At 68.9% G+C, this 14,518-nt stretch carries 14 protein-coding genes and 1 tRNA gene; 13 read left to right on the top strand and 2 right to left on the bottom strand.

What is annotated here, in order from left to right; genetic code table 11:
- Positions 1–44: 44 nt before the first annotated feature.
- The gene (locus ABDC25_RS06230) at positions 45–1,766 is read right to left on the bottom strand and encodes a hypothetical protein (RefSeq protein WP_347125363.1); all 1,722 of its coding nucleotides are present in this window, start codon (positions 1,764–1,766) and stop codon (positions 45–47) included.
- A gap of 273 nt (positions 1,767–2,039) precedes the next feature.
- Here ABDC25_RS06230 and ABDC25_RS06225 point away from each other — a divergent pair, with 273 nt between their 5' ends.
- The 11 genes from ABDC25_RS06225 to ABDC25_RS06175 all read left to right on the top strand — a co-directional run bounded on the left by ABDC25_RS06225 (position 2,040) and on the right by ABDC25_RS06175 (position 12,895).
- A complete protein-coding gene (locus ABDC25_RS06225; protein ID WP_062764860.1) occupies positions 2,040–2,309 on the top strand; it encodes a DUF6112 family protein in 270 nt (89 codons plus the stop codon).
- Between the two features lie 40 nt (positions 2,310–2,349).
- A complete protein-coding gene (locus tag ABDC25_RS06220) occupies positions 2,350–3,777 on the top strand; it encodes a conjugal transfer protein TrbL (protein ID WP_347125362.1) in 1,428 nt (475 codons plus the stop codon).
- Between the two features lie 6 nt (positions 3,778–3,783).
- Positions 3,784–5,244 (top strand): SCO6880 family protein, encoded by a 1,461-nt coding sequence (locus ABDC25_RS06215; RefSeq protein ID WP_347125360.1) that lies wholly within the window; start codon positions 3,784–3,786, stop codon positions 5,242–5,244.
- Positions 5,245–5,287: 43 nt separating this feature from the next.
- Positions 5,288–6,466 carry a hypothetical protein gene (locus ABDC25_RS06210; RefSeq protein WP_347125358.1) on the top strand — a complete coding sequence of 393 codons (1,179 nt, stop codon included), beginning with the start codon at positions 5,288–5,290 and terminating at the stop codon, positions 6,464–6,466.
- Positions 6,463–8,010: an ATP-binding protein gene (locus ABDC25_RS06205; RefSeq protein ID WP_347125357.1), complete on the top strand. Its 1,548-nt coding sequence runs from the start codon at positions 6,463–6,465 to the stop codon at positions 8,008–8,010. Before ABDC25_RS06210 ends, ABDC25_RS06205 begins: the two co-directional genes overlap by 4 nt.
- Positions 8,010–8,561, top strand: coding sequence for a hypothetical protein (locus tag ABDC25_RS06200; RefSeq protein WP_347125355.1), 552 nt, complete (start codon positions 8,010–8,012; stop codon positions 8,559–8,561). Before ABDC25_RS06205 ends, ABDC25_RS06200 begins: the two co-directional genes overlap by 1 nt.
- Positions 8,558–10,333: a type IV secretory system conjugative DNA transfer family protein gene (locus ABDC25_RS06195; RefSeq protein ID WP_347125354.1), complete on the top strand. Its 1,776-nt coding sequence runs from the start codon at positions 8,558–8,560 to the stop codon at positions 10,331–10,333. Before ABDC25_RS06200 ends, ABDC25_RS06195 begins: the two co-directional genes overlap by 4 nt.
- Positions 10,334–10,404: 71 nt before the next feature.
- Positions 10,405–10,881 carry a single-stranded DNA-binding protein gene (locus ABDC25_RS06190; RefSeq protein WP_347125352.1) on the top strand — a complete coding sequence of 159 codons (477 nt, stop codon included), beginning with the start codon at positions 10,405–10,407 and terminating at the stop codon, positions 10,879–10,881.
- 14 nt (positions 10,882–10,895) lie between these two features.
- A complete protein-coding gene (locus ABDC25_RS06185) occupies positions 10,896–11,516 on the top strand; it encodes a hypothetical protein (RefSeq protein WP_347125350.1) in 621 nt (206 codons plus the stop codon).
- On the top strand, positions 11,497–11,712 hold the full coding sequence (locus tag ABDC25_RS06180) for a helix-turn-helix domain-containing protein (RefSeq protein ID WP_347125348.1): 216 nt from the start codon (positions 11,497–11,499) through the stop codon (positions 11,710–11,712). The genes ABDC25_RS06185 and ABDC25_RS06180 overlap by 20 nt, the downstream gene beginning before the upstream one ends.
- Positions 11,705–12,895 (top strand): tyrosine-type recombinase/integrase, encoded by a 1,191-nt coding sequence (locus ABDC25_RS06175; RefSeq protein WP_347125346.1) that lies wholly within the window; start codon positions 11,705–11,707, stop codon positions 12,893–12,895. The genes ABDC25_RS06180 and ABDC25_RS06175 overlap by 8 nt, the downstream gene beginning before the upstream one ends.
- A 233-nt stretch (positions 12,896–13,128) precedes the next feature.
- On the opposite strand, the gene ABDC25_RS06170 is transcribed toward ABDC25_RS06175, so the two are convergent.
- A tRNA-Pro gene (locus ABDC25_RS06170) sits at positions 13,129–13,202 on the bottom strand.
- 187 nt (positions 13,203–13,389) lie between these two features.
- Here ABDC25_RS06170 and ABDC25_RS06165 point away from each other — a divergent pair.
- Both ABDC25_RS06165 and ABDC25_RS06160 read left to right on the top strand, forming a co-directional pair.
- Entirely contained in the window at positions 13,390–13,974 is a 585-nt protein-coding gene (locus tag ABDC25_RS06165) for a GNAT family N-acetyltransferase (RefSeq protein WP_347125344.1), read from the top strand.
- 34 nt (positions 13,975–14,008) lie between these two features.
- Positions 14,009–14,464, top strand: a complete 456-nt coding sequence (locus ABDC25_RS06160) for a hypothetical protein (RefSeq protein WP_021199285.1) — start codon at positions 14,009–14,011, stop codon at positions 14,462–14,464.
- The last annotated feature ends 54 nt before the right edge of the window (positions 14,465–14,518 follow it).

Genomic DNA, 14,518 nt, shown 5'->3' with positions numbered 1-14,518 from the left:
TCCGGCGCGGCTACCGCATCGAACCGATAGACACCTCTCGTGCGTCAGCAAAGCCCCCAGCCGAGTGTTCTCAAGAATGAGCAGCTGACCGCGACGAGGTCCGGCGGTGACTCCTGGGTCGCCCACAGTGTGACCAGCGCTACGACCACCGATACGACGGAAACCCAAATCGCAACGCGCTGAACTCGGCGTGAATCGAGCGACGCACCAAGGGACGCAACGGTACTCAGCACCTCCCGGTATTCCGCATCGAACTCGACCAGCTCGCGAGCAAGACGCCTTTGAACCTTCCGTTCTTGCACATTAAGGTTGACGGGCTTGAAAGGCTTGCGGCCCTCCTCCTTATCCCGCTCCTTGAACCATGCTGTGTAGTCGAGATAGAAGACCGGCTCGCGATCTCTCCACCGTCGACGGTTGTATAGCTTGATGTCCTCCTCAAGCGTCGCGAGATCGAGGCTCGTGGTGAGAGTGCGTATACGAAGCCGTTTCAGGTCTCGACTGCTTGTACCACCGTGAAGCTCACGAGCGTTGTCGTGAGCGATAGACGCCTTGCCGCGTAGAAGGCGAAGAAACGCCGTGAGGCCAGACCTGGCCATGAAGTCGGTCGATCGAGAACCTACGAAGTAGCCGGCAGATTCGACTCCCGAGTGCCCGGTCCCTGACGTGATGCGGGCTGCCGCGTCGCGATTGCCCCATAGCGACCAGACATTCTCCGAAATATCTGGTGCCCAGTCTCGAGCGACAGGCTCCTGCAGGAGTAGCCCTGGCAACTCTTCACTAGTCACTCGATACGGGACGTGATCTTGCAGTCCCATTGCGCGCAATGCATCGTTCTCACGGTGAGAGGGTCGCGCATCGTCGTCCATGTGGTCAGCGACGTTGAAGAAGATGACGTCGAAGAGGGGTTGAGGATGGCGAGCGCTTGCGAAAGCTCCGGGTAGCGTACGACTCATCCAACGGCGGAGCTCGCGATGCACCTCGCTGCGAGCACGTTGTGTGCGGTAGTGCAGAACGGCTTTCGGCGGTTGCGAAACCGTCATTTGACCCTTCCTCCTGATCACGTCGTGCTGATGAGGTGCCCGCAGTTGTTCGTTGAGTCGGGCGGACACGGACTCGTCAAGCGAGAACCCGGCCACGACGGCGGTTACCCCTTTGCCGATCGACACGCCTATCAAGCTGATGCTCTTGACGCCAGCAGGCAGCTTTGCCCGCTGCGCATCGATGGACGTGTATTCGGCCGACCTCGATGTCAGCTCCGCCATCCGCCACCATGTCCGACCGTCGCCGCGGCGTGACGAGGTGACCGTCTCTGTTCCGCCAGGGTCCATGCCAAGGAACCGAGCACCGTCCCAACCAGACCGTCGAATCGCCTTGTGTAGCTCCCGAACACCGCTTGCCGTGAAGTACTCAACGAGCGATGCGTATGGCATCGTCACGCCCTCCCCGGAAGGCAGCTCTATCTTGTCGAAACGATAGAGATCGTTATCACCGCGCCGTTCGCGCGTGTGGTGCGTTTGATACAGCAAGTTTGATATCTCGCGAATCTTCACGCGCCAACGAGCTGGAATCCACGGGTCCACGTTTGAACGCTGAAGACTGCGTAGCACGAGATACGGCAGGTCATACCAGCGGAATCCTTTGCCGATATCGCGAATCGCTGTCTCACTGTTGGGCTCGTCAGTGACGTCTTCGATCTCGGTGGACGCGGACGCCAGCGGTCGTGCTTCTGGCGGGCCTTGTGGCCGTTGCGCTCTCCGTGCCGTCATGCTCTATCCGAATCTCTCAGTCACCGACCTTCCCATATTGCAACGCGCGCTCCATCGGGTGTCACCTCAACACAGCGTGAGAGTGCATGAAGCGCGTTCCGCAGTCGCGTCGATGTACTCGCGCCGCGCGACGCTCGTACGCTGCCTCACCGCAGCCATCGTCATACCCCACGGTACGAAACCACCCACAGAGTGCCCCGGACTGACGGGCGGGGCCGGGTTGCGCACCTGACCGTCGAGCACACGTCCCGTGAACAGTCAGGAGCACCCATCGTGATCGACATCGACCCCAACAGCTCGGGTCTTCCCGGTATCGAGCAACTGCGCATCATCGTCGGCGCGGTGATGACCGTGGGCCTGATCCTCTCCGTCCTCGCCCTGATCGTCTCGGCGATCGTGTGGGGCTTCGGCGCCAACTCCTCCAACCCGCACCTCGCCTCCCGCGGGAAGGTCGGCGTCCTCGTGTCGTGTGGGGCGGCGATCATCTGCGGCGCCGCGGTGACGCTCATCAACTTCTTCTGGGGCGTCGGGCAGGCCGTCTGATGACCACCCGAGCAAGGCGCCATCCGTGGAGGTGGGTGCGGTGAGCATCTGCGATGTCCCGGTCATCTCCTCCGTCTGCGACGCGGTCGGGGAGAGCACCGCGTCGTTGATCGCGGCCCCGTTCGACTGGCTCGGCCAGGCGATGGCCGGCGCTGCCGCGTGGCTGTTCGAGGCGGTGTGGTGGGTCTTCGACACCACCACCCTCGTCGATGTCACCAGCCCGGAGTACATCGGTGTCTACAACGTCCTGTTTGGCGTGGCGATCTTCGTGATGCTCGTGTTCTTCTGCTTGCAACTCATCACCGGCCTCATCCACCGCGACCCCACCGCGCTCAGTCGTGCCGCCCTCGGCCTCGCCAAGAGCGTGCTCGGCAGCTTCCTGGTCATCACGCTCACCGCGCTGCTGCTGGAAGTGACCGACCAGCTCGCGGTCGGCATCGTGCAGGCCACCGGGAACACGATGGAAGGGATGGGGACCCAGATCGGGCTCCTCGCCACGGGACTTGCCGGGATCAACATCGCCGCACCCGGTGTCGGCGCGATCCTGACCATCTTCCTCGCCGGCCTCGCCATCAGTGCGGCTGCGATCGTGTGGTTCTCCCTGCTGATCCGCAAGGCGCTCCTGCTGGTCGCGATCGTGTTCGGACCCATCGCCCTCGCTGGAGCGACGTGGGATGCCACCAAGGGCTGGTTCGCCAAGTGGGCGGCATTCGTGATCGCCCTGATCTTCTCCAAGCTCGTCCTGGTGGTGATCTTCCTCGTCGCCATAGGCCAGGTGTCCGCCCCCATCGAGGCCGACCTCGCCTCGATCAGCGACCCGATCGCGGGGGTGGTGCTGATGTTCATCGCCGCGTTCGCCCCCTACATCACCTACAAGTTCCTGTCCTTCGTCGGCTTCGATATGTACCACGCCATGTCCAGCGAGCAGGAGGCGAAGTCGGCGCTGAACCGGCCCGTCCCCGTCCCGTCCGCCCCGCAGGGCGACACCGCCAAGAAAGTCCTCGACGGCGGCAGCAACTCCGGCACCAGCGGCAGCAGTGCCGGTGGCGGTGGGGCGGCTCCAAAGGGTGCCGCTGGCTCGACGGCCAGCGCGGGAACGACAGGGACCGCCGCAGGCACAACCGCCACATCCGGCGGGGCAAGCGCCGGAGCCGGCGCGGGTGCGGGGGCCGGTGCTGCGGGGGCTGGTGCGGCGGTCGGTCCGGTCGGTGCGGCCGTGGTCGTCGGGGGCGAAGTCGTCAAGGGCGCCGCGACGGCCGGGCCGAAGGCCGGGAGCGCAGTCGGCGGGGCCGCCGAGGGCCACGCCGGGGCAGCAGCGGAGCAGGCCGCCACGCCGCCGGTCCCGCCCGCCACCGCGAACCCCGCCCCGACCGCTCCGCCGTCCGTCCCGTCGTCGGGGTCGGCCCCGCGCCGCGCACAGCCGACCCCGCCGCCGTCGACCAAGCCTGCGAAACCCGGGAAGGAGTGACCCCTAATGGCCACCACGACACATGCCGATTACCCGCTCGCTCCGGTGCAGTTCTCCCGGCTCACCCGCCGCGGCATCTTGCTGGGCCTGTCGCTGCCGCAACTGATCGTCCTCGGCATCGCGATCCTCGCCGTCGTCGCCTCCCTCTACACGGCAGGCGGCATGGGTCTGGCCTGGACCTCCCCGGTCTGGGCGGGCGCTGCCCTGCTCGCGGTCATCCCCGCCGGCGGTCGGAAGCTGATCGAGTGGGTGCCGATCCTTGCCCGCTGGACGCTACGGACCTATCTCGGGCAACTCATCCACCGCCGCCGGATCATCAAGCCGCGCCCAGCCGGAACCCTCGCCCTGCCAGGGGATGCCGCGGCCCTGCGGGAGTGGGAGGACCCGGAGACCGGGGCGGGCATGATCCACGACCCCCACGCCCAGACGTTGACGGTCATCCTCGGCGTCTCCCATCCCGCGTTCGTGCTCCTGGACCCCGGCGAGCAGCAGCGCCGCGTGTCCGGGTGGGGGCGCGTGCTGGCCGCCGCGTGCCGGTCCGGACGGATCGCCCGGATTCAGGTGTCCGAGCGCACCCTGCCCGACTCCGGCACGGGGCTGGCGGAGTGGTGGCGCACGCACGGCACCGACGACGGCTCCTGGGCCTCCACCACCTACGCCGAGCTCATCGACCGGGCCGGTCCCGCCGGGGAACGTCACGCCACCACCATCAGCCTCGCCCTGGACATGAAAGCGGCCGCCCGGCAGATCAGGACCGCAGGCGGCGGGATACGCGGCGCCGCAGCGGTGCTGCGGCAGGAGATGACCACGCTCACGACGGTGCTGCGGGCCGCCGAGCTCACCTCGACCGGGTGGCTCACGCCGGGCGAGGTCGCCGTCATCCTCCGCTCCGCCTACGACCCGGCCGCCGCTCCCGCCCTGGAACGCCACGGGACCCTGGGCCGCGACCTCGCCACCGCCGGCCCGGTCGCGGTCACCGAGACCTGGGAACGGCTGCGGTCGGATTCCGCGCACCATGCGGTGCTGTGGATCACCGAATGGCCCCGCTCCCAGGTGTATCCGGGCTTCCTCGCCCCGCTCGTGCTCACCGGCGGCATCCTGCGCACCCTCGCCCTGCACTACACACCCGTCCGCGCCGACCAGGCCGCCCGCGACCTGCGGAAGAAGAAGACCGAACTCATCAGCGACCAAGCGCAGCGCCGCAAGATCGGGCAGATCGAAGACGCAGGCGCATCCGCCGAGCTGGACGACGTGCTCCAGCAGGAAGCCGACCTGACCGCCGGGCACGGCGTCCTGCGCGTCACCGGCCTCATCAGCATCTCCGCACCCACCGTCGATGAGCTCGACGCCGCAGTCGCCGCGGTCGAGCAGTCCGCGATCCAAGCGTCCTGCGAAACCCGCCGCCTCGTCGGCCAGCAAGCCCAAGCCTTCGCCGCCGCCGCGCTGCCGCTGTGCCGAAACGTCTGACCACCCCCACCATCCGACCGCACTTGCGAGGAGTTCTCCGATCATGCCGACCTTCACCCATCCCGTAGACGACGCCGCCGAAGCATCCCAGGCACTGCGGGGACTCGCCCACGCGACCCGCACGTTCACCGACCCGGCCGACACCTACCCGGTGCTCGGTGATCTGCTGGCGGGCGTGCGGTCGCTGCGGCAGGTGCTCGACCAGCTCGCCGCCGCCCATATCGGCGGGCGGTCCCGCGCGCACGACGACGCCGGCAACCAGACCGCTGGGGCGACCGCGGCGCTGGCGGCGGCCGACGAGCTGCACCAGGCCGGCACCCTGCTGGATGCGGTGCATGACCGCGTGGACGCCGCGATGGGCCAGTCCGGGCGGATCGCCTGGCACCCCGCACCGGAACCGCTCGACACGTCCGGTGGTCTGCTGGCGACGGTGCAGGCCGGGGAGCTGACGTTGACGGTGTGGCCGGATGCCCCCTTGGGTGAGCACCAGCGGTACGCGTACCGCATCGAGCACACCGCCACCGGGCAGAGCTTCGAAGGGCGGGACCTGTTCACCGGGACCGGAGCGCCGGTGTCCCCGGCGCGGGCGCTGCGGGAGCTCGCGGTGTTCCTGTCCGCCGCCGGCGAGTCCCGCCAGTACGCCCTCGATCACCCCGGCGACCACACCGACCACGACGGGGCGTTCCCCGAATGGGTGGCCGACGCCGCCCGCCGGAACCCGGACAGCCTGGTCGAGTTGATCGACCACGACCCCGACCTGCCCGACACAGCGGGCCGCCGGTGGGTGAGTGTCGTGTTCCTCCAAGGGGAGGACGCGGATCGGGTGCTCGACATCATCGACCGTGACGGCACGGACGCCGCGATCGACCACCTCACCGGGCATGACTTCGGGGAGGAGACGACCCAGGCCGCGCTCGAGAACGGGTACGTCTACGACACGCCCCCTGTGGGAACCCTGGACCGCACCGCGACCCGCGGCGCCTACACCCTCACCTACAGTCCCTTCCTCAGCCACGTCTCCCTGCTGCGTGCTCACGACGCTGCCCCAGACCCGCAGTTACACACCGCCCCCACGCTGGCCACCGAGCTCACGTCGGCGTCGGTGTCGGCCGTGGGCACGGTGGAGCGTGCATCGGCGCGGGCGCGGCGATCCGAGGGGAAGGACTGGTTCGCCCGCCGGCCGGGCGCGTCCGTGTCACAGGGGCGGGGGCTGGCGCTGTGAGCGGGCAGGAGGAGGGCCGGCTGCATACGGCGGTGCTGGTCGGCCCGGAAGGCGAACGCCGCCGGCACCGCAAGGCCCGCAGGCAGGCCGCGACACGGATCGAGACCACCGCCCGCGAGACCCAGAAGGCGCAGGCGAAAGCCCGCTGGCAGGCCGAGCAGGCTGAGAAACGCGCCACCACCTACCTGCCCGCCGCCGGCGAGGCGGGACCGGCGGCGCTACGGACGCCGGGCCGGTTCCGGCTCCCCAAGCACCAAGACACGTCCGCGACCCTCGCCGGCCAGTACCCGTTCCTCGCCGAAGGCGGCCTCGGCAGCCAGGGGGTGTTCGTCGGCCAGGACCTCTACTCCGGCGGGTCGTTCGTGTACGACCCGTGGGTGCTCTACCAGCGCGGGCTGATCACCGCGCCCAACCTCGTCCTGGCCGGGATCGTCGGCTCGGGTAAGTCGTCGCTGGCGAAGTCCCTGTACACCCGCTCCCTCCCGTTCGGGCGCCGCGTGTATGTCCCCGGCGACCCGAAAGGCGAGCACACCGCCGTTGCCGAAGCGGTCGGCGGACGCGCGATCGTCCTCGGCCACGGCCTGTCGAACCGGCTCAACCCGCTCGATGAGGGCCACCGGCCTTCTGCTGTGTCGGACGCGGAGTGGGCGATGCAGGTCGCCTCCCGCCGCCGCGACCTGATCGGCGCTCTCGCGGAGACCGTGCTGGACCGGCCGCTGTCACCGTTGGAGCACACCGCGATCGACCTCGCCCTGAGGGACGCCGTGAGGTCGGCGGAGGTGCCGATCCTGCCGATGGTCGTCGACCGCATCCTGGCCCCCAACCCCGCAGACGACGAGGACGGGCGCCTCGCCGAAGACGGCCGCCTCGTCGGTCACGCGCTGCGCCGACTCGTCGCCGGGGACCTCCAAGGCCTCTTCGACGGGCCTTCGACGGTCCGGTTCGACCCGTCCCTGCCGATGGTGTCCCTGGACCTGTCGAGGGTGGCGGAGAACGCCACGCTCATTTCCGTGCTGATGACGTGTTCCTCGGCGTGGATGGAGTCGGCGCTGTCGGACCCGGACGGCGGCCAGCGGTGGGTGATCTACGACGAAGCCTGGCGACTCATGCAATACTCCGCCCTGCTGCGGCGCATGGATGCGCAGTGGCGGCTCGCGAGGCATTTCGGGATCGCGAACATGCTGATCTTCCACAAGCTCACCGACCTCGACAACGTCGGCGACCAAGGTTCCGCCATGCGCGCCCTCGCCTCGTCGCTGTTGGCGAACGCGGAGACCAGGATCATCTACCGGCAAGAGCCCGACCAGCTCGGCGCGACCGCCCATGCGCTCGGGCTGACCGGCACGGAGCAGAAGCTGCTCCCCGGGCTCGGCACGGGGCAGGGCCTGTGGCGGATTAAGGACAGGTCGTTCGTCGTGCAGCACCAGCTCCACCCCGCCGAGCTCGCCGCCTTCGACACCACTGGACGCATGACCCAAAAAGGCCGCGAGCTCAGGAATCTCGACGGTTCTTCGGGAATCTCGAACGATCGGCAGGAATCCTGATGGCCCGCCCACGCTACAAGCGCACCACCCCTGACATCGCCCGTGAGAGCGAGACACCGCCGGTCCCGGTCGTGCTCCCGCAGGCGGTCATCACCGTCGCGCCCGCCGGGACCATCACGGTCACCGGGGACGGGGACCCGGTGGGGCCGGAGCCGTTCGCTCCGGCGTGGCGGCGGGAAGACTTCGCCCGCGTGCTCGACCAGCTCACCGACACGCACCGTTCGGCGGTGCGTGTCGAGGTCCGTGAGGCGGACGGAACCGTGTTCACCGACATCATCACCCCCGGCACCCGCCGCCGCCGTCCCGTACCAGAACCCGCACCGGAACGCCCCGCACCGCAGGTGATCCCGGAGCTGGTCGTGCTGCACGGGGAGGGGTTCGTGCCTGGTGAGGATGTCGCCGTGGCGGTGGTGATCGCGCACGGGGATGCCGCGCCGGACGGCACCATGCGCGCCCTGCTCACCGCCGAGCAGGCCGGCGCAAGTCCGACCCGCGAAGTGATCCTGCTCGGCCGCGTCTCCGGCACCCTCACGATCGGGCACCCCGGATGAGCACCCCCAAACCTGCCGGGTCCCTCGGGGACGAGCTCAGCAACCTCGGCATCGGCATCCTCATCTCAGCTGCGATCCTCGCCGGTATCCTCCGCGCCGCCGGGTCCGTCGCCGCATGGATCACCGGCACCACCCAACCCGCCGGCGGTGTCGAGACCGGCCTGGGCGTGCTGCTGAACCCCGCCGACCCGGCCACCGCACTCGACGCCCCAGGGCTGAGCGCGGTCGCATACTGGATCACCGCGACCGTCCTCATCCTCGCCGCCAGCGCGGCCGGGTGGTGGGTGTGGCGGGTCGTGCGGGATCACGGCCGGCAGGTGAAGACCGACCCGTACCGGATCGCCGGGATCGCCACCCGCACCGAGGTCGCACGCGCCGCATCCGAGAAGGCACTGCTACGCCGCGCCGGGCACCTGCGCCCCTCCCTGGACACGCCGCAACCCGCAGACGTCGGCTACCGGATCGGCACCTCCCGCGGGCACGGGGTATGGGCCTCGGTAGAGGACTCGATCCTCCTGCTCGGCCCGCCCCGATCCGGCAAAGGCGCCCATATCGTCATCAACGCCATCCTCGACGCGCCCGGCGCGGTGGTGACTACCAGCACTCGCCCGGACAACCTCACCGCGACCCTCCGCGCCCGCCAACGCACGGGCGGGCCGGTGGCGGTGTTCGACCCGCAGCACCTCGCCGAAGGCGTCCCCGCCGGGCTGCGCTGGTCACCGATCCGCGGATGCGAGGACCCGCTGACGGCGATGATCCGCGCCACCGGGCTCGCCGCCGGCACCGGCCTATCTGCTGGTGGTGTCGAAGGCGGCGGATTCTGGGAAGGCAAGACCCGCACCGCCCTCCAAGCCCTCCTGCACGCCGCCGCCCTCGATCACCGTCCGCCGGGCGAGCTGTTCCGATGGACCCTCGACCCGTCCGCCGCCGCCGATGCGGTGGCGATCCTGACCGCGAACCCGCAGGCCGCTGTCGGGTGGGCGGAGTCGTTGCAGGCGATGATCGACTCCGACCCCCGCACCCGCGACTCCATCTGGCAAGGCGTCTCCCTCGCCCTGGCCGCCCTCGCCGACCCGCGCGTCCTCGACGCCGTATCCCCTCGCGAGGGCGAGGACTTCGACCCCGAAGCGTTCCTCCGCGCCAAAGGCACCCTCTACCTGCTCGCCACCGGCGCCGGAGCCAACAACAGCGCGGCGCTGGTCGCGGCGTTCGTGGAAGACCTCGTGGAAGCCGCCCGCCGCATCGCCGCCACCAGCCCCGGCGCCCGCCTCGACCCGCCCTTGCTGCTCGCGCTGGACGAGGTCGGCAACCTCGCCCCCTTGCCGTCGTTGCCGACGCTGATGGCCGAAGGCGGCGGCACCGGGATCACCACGATGCCAGTGCTCCAGTCGCTGGCCCAAGCGCGGGAGAAGTGGTCCGAGAACGCGGCCGGAGCGATCTGGGACGCTTCCATCGTCAAGATCATCCTCGGTGGCGCGTCGAACTCCAAAGACCTCCACGACCTGACCACGCTCATCGGGGAGCGTGACGAGGTGACCGACTCCACCACGATCGGCGACCACGGCTCCCGCACCGCGCAACGCTCCATCCGGCGGGTGCCGATCATGCCACCCGACGCGATCCGAACCCTCCCGTTCGGCACCGCCCTCGTCCTGCTCCGATCCGCCCCGCCCATCGTCACCAGGCTCCGCACCTGGAGCCAGCGGTCCGACGCGGCCAGGCTGCGCTCGGACCGGACAGAGGTCGAGACGCTGCTGCAACAGCGACCGTAGGGACGGGTGCGCGCACCTTCCTGGCAAGGAGACCCCGCCGTGGGGTCGTCGAGTCAAGGAGGGCAGTCGTCATGGCGATCCGCACGCAGGAATCGTTCTCAGGGTTCATCGCCTCAGACCCACAGCTCAGCCGCACGAACAAGGGTGAGGCGAGGTTCTACGCCCGGGTCGGGCAGGAGCACTACCGGCGGGAGCCGGATGGGTCGTTCACCGAGCTGGAGACCACGTTTCACGACCTCGTGGCCTACCGGGCCACCGCCGAGCGTGCGCACGACCGGTTCGCGAAGGGCGACAGCTTCGTCGCCGAGGGCTACACGCACCCGTTCGAGTACGAGCGCGACGCGCAGACCGTTCAGGGTGAGGAGTTCGTCGCCAAGAAGATCGGTCACGACACCGCCCGCACCAGCTACGACGTCGACCGCAGTCCCCGCGCCAGCCGTGCCGCCGCGGGGCAGGAGGCTCCGGCTCCGGCCGCGTCTCGGGCAACCGCGAGCTATGAGGAGCCGCGCCGGCCGTCCCCGTCCACAGCGCCGGCACTCGGACTGTGACCGAGGAGACCATGATGGCCGAAGTCGATGACGTCCCGGAGGCGGACGAGCCCGAGCCCGCCCCGCTGCACGATGACGCCGATGAGGAGGTCACGGATGCGGAGGAAAAACTGCTCGCAGAGCCGCCGCATCCAGTGAATTGGAACCTCCTCACCGCCGAGGAAGCCGCCGGCGAGTGGGTCGAGCTCGACAAGTGGGTGACCTGGCTGCGCCACACCTATGGGCTCCCCGCGAGCGTGATCCCGCCGTTCTGGCACCGCCATCCCGAGCTGCTGTGGGAGCTCAGCGCCCTGCATCTGCACTGGCTGTGCGCATACGACCCCGAGGAGAACGGGTCGGCACCCAACGGATGGCACAGGGACTTCGCCGATGCCCGCCAACGCCTGCGCGACTGGGTCGCCGCCTGCGGCACCCGCCTGGACCGCGACCGACCCACCCGGCAGACCGCGTGGCCGGGCGAGACGCCCACCGAGACGATCGAAGACACCGTGATCCCGGACCGGGCTGGGGACTTCCGCGCGTTCGTGAAGGCGGATGTCGCCCGTCGGCAGGCCGCCGAGGACGCCTTCTACGCCAGCCTCGGCGCCGACCCTACGACCGGCGAGGTGCATGGCGATGACGAGCCCGCCCAGTGATCGCGGCATCGGCACGTTCGAGCCACTGTGGTGCCCCAAGGAGGCATCCGAGTTTCTGACCGTCTCCCAAGCCACACTGTCTCGGTGGCGGCGGGAGAAGGTCGGTCCGCCGTTCGTGCAGGTCGGCGGCGTCTACAGGTACAACCCCGTCACCGTCCGTGCCTGGGTGCGCGAGCAGGAGACCGCTCATGGCTGACCCCCGCAACCGCCGAATGCCGCCGGTCGGCGTAGGTCTCACCACCGATGTCGAACGCCGCAGCGAGGGATTCCGCGCCCGAGTACGGTGGACCGACCCATCCACGAAGAAGCGCGTCGGCCGGGTCAGCCATGTTCGCACAATGGAGGAGGTCGAGGAGTTCTTCGACCAGATGCGCAAGGCCACCGAGACCGGCACCGACTCCACCGTCACCCTCACCGCCTACGCTGCATCAATCGGCGACCGCTGGCAGCGCGGTCTGGATCCCACATCCACCGCCGAGCTCTACGACACCGGGCTCCGGCTGCGGGTGCTGCCCGCGCTTGGACACGTGCGGGTCGCGAAGATCACCGCGGGGATGATCGACCGCACCATCGACGGCTGGGAGGCCGAGCACTCCGCGTCCACGATCAAGAACTCCATCGCCCCGCTGGTGCGCGTCCTGGACGAAGCCGTCCGCGACGACATCATCTCGATCAACCCCGCCAAGCACCGCGCCCGCCGCAACCTCGGCAAGCACGTCACCCACACCACCGGGGCACTGCGCCAATACGCACTCCCGGACCTCGCCACGCTGCGCAAACTCGCCGACGCCTGCGGGCAGGTGCACCAGTCATACTCCGATCACGTCATGCTCGCCGCGCTCCTCGCTGCCCGCGGCTCCGAGGTCGCCGGCCTCCGGGCGGGAGACGTGGACTGGGACAACCAGATCGTGTGGATCAGACGACAGCACTACCCCGGCCGAGGCGGCCTCGTCATCAAGCAGACCAAAGGCCGCCGAGACCGCCCAGTGCCTATGCTCGACGCCCTCGAATCCGTCCTGGAACGTCTCACCGCCGACAAACAGCCCGACGACCCGCTCCTGCGTGGACCCCGCGGCGGTGTTCTGACCACCGCGACCGTGCGTGACGCAACCCAGTGGGACGACCTCGTGAAGCGCCTCGGGTTCGGCACTCTCACCCGTCACGGGCTGCGGCACACCGGGGCGACCTGGATGGCCGACGCCGGCATCGCCCTGCACGTGCTCCAGGAGATCCTCGGGCACCAGTCGATCGAGACCACCAAGGGCTACCTCCACCCCGACCACCGGCACCTCGCCGAAGCCGCCAGGCAGGCCAACCAGTTCCTCTCCGTAGCCCCCGCGAGGAAGGACGCCAGCCGCCGCGACGGACCCCGTCTATGAGCACCCAGAATCTACGCTCCGACCCTCCAGACAGGGGCCGGAGCAGCCGCCTGCCCGCAGATTGGTGCACCTCGCGGGCACTTTTTGGTCCACTCCGGCAACGTCGGCGTCAAACACGAGTGGTCCACTTCACCGGCGGGCAGATCAGCCGTATCGGCCGAGTGGACCAGGCAGTGACCACGCCCAGAAACGACGAAGCCCTGGTGAAAGTTGCCTCTCACCAGGGCTTTTTGTCGGGATGACAGGATTTGAACCTGCGACCCCTTGACCCCCAGTCAAGTGCGCTACCAAGCTGCGCCACATCCCGTTGTTTAGTTTTCGGACAGTCCCGCCGCTCTAACTCACCTGACCCCCAGTCAAGTGCGCTACCAAGCTGCGCCACAGCCCGTTGTTCTGCGCTCTCGCGCAGGCAACTCCCCTATCTTAGCCGTATCTCCATCCCCTCCGCGAACCGAGGCGTTGCGAGTGTCGGATGCCCGGCGTAGCGTCACGGCATGGTGACGATCACGACCGAGGCGGCAACGACCGCTCGTTGGGATGACGTGCAGCACGCGCTCACCGGAGGCGGGGATGGAGCAAGCTGTCAGTGCATCTGGCCGGTGCTCAGCAACAAGGACTGGAACACGACAACGACTCCGCAACGCATCGAGATGTTCCGCGCCGAGATCGACGACGGCCCGCCGCCGGGAATCATCGCCTACGTCGACGGCGAGGCCGCAGGTTGGATCCGCATCGGTCCCCGCACCCGCCAGGCGCGTGTTCCCCGCACCCGCATCATCGCGGCGGCCAGCACCGAGCCGTTCGACGACGAATCAGTGTGGGCCGTGACGTGCTTCGTGGTGCGCCGAGAACACCGCGGTGCCGGGCTCAACCTCGAACTCCTGCGCGCGGCGGTGGATTATGCCCGCGGCTCCGGGGCCCGCCTGATCGAAGGGTATCCCGTGGACACCGGGGGCGAGAGGAAGCGCACCAACGACCTGTTCCACGGCACCCTGGGCACGTTCCTCTCCGCCGGGTTCACGGAGAAGACCGAGCTCAAACCTGGTCGCGCGCTGGTCACCCTCGATCTGACCCCATGATGACGATCACCCAGAAGCCACTAGCGTGAAAGGCATGACCGACGAGAACGCGACCATCGACGATCCCGAGCTCGGCAGGTTCGCCCGTGCCCGTTCGGAACTCACCGACGGCACGGTACTGACGCACGATTGGTTCGTCGGCACCACCTCCGTCGAGGGCACCGAGGTCGAGCTCATGCTGGAGGGCACGAGCTCCGACGAGGTCGCACCGCTCCTTCCCCGCATGCGCGACGCGGTGAAGCGACTGGACATCGTGCACCGGATCGCCACCGACGCGGTCGTCGCGAATTTCAGCACGGGTGCCCCTGAACCCCGCGAGCTCGACGAAGCCGCCTCCGACCTCACGATCGAGGCGATCGAGGCGGCCTCCGACGGCACCGTCATACTGCACCTCACCGACAACTGCGGAGAGCACTTCCCCGAAGGCTACTGGCCGGCCGTGCACCTCAGTGTCGACGACAGCGTCACGCAGGTCGCCGTCGAATCGTGAACAGCGGGATGACTCCGGGGCCGACGCCGGGGACGGCGATGCCCGTCACCCCCA

This window comes from Microbacterium sp. SY138 (assembly GCF_039729145.1).
In the GTDB taxonomy this organism is placed as follows: Bacteria; Actinomycetota; Actinomycetes; order Actinomycetales; family Microbacteriaceae; genus Microbacterium; species Microbacterium maritypicum_A.
Note: the sequence above shows the minus strand (reverse complement) of the source record. Positions and strands in the feature narration are given on the sequence as shown.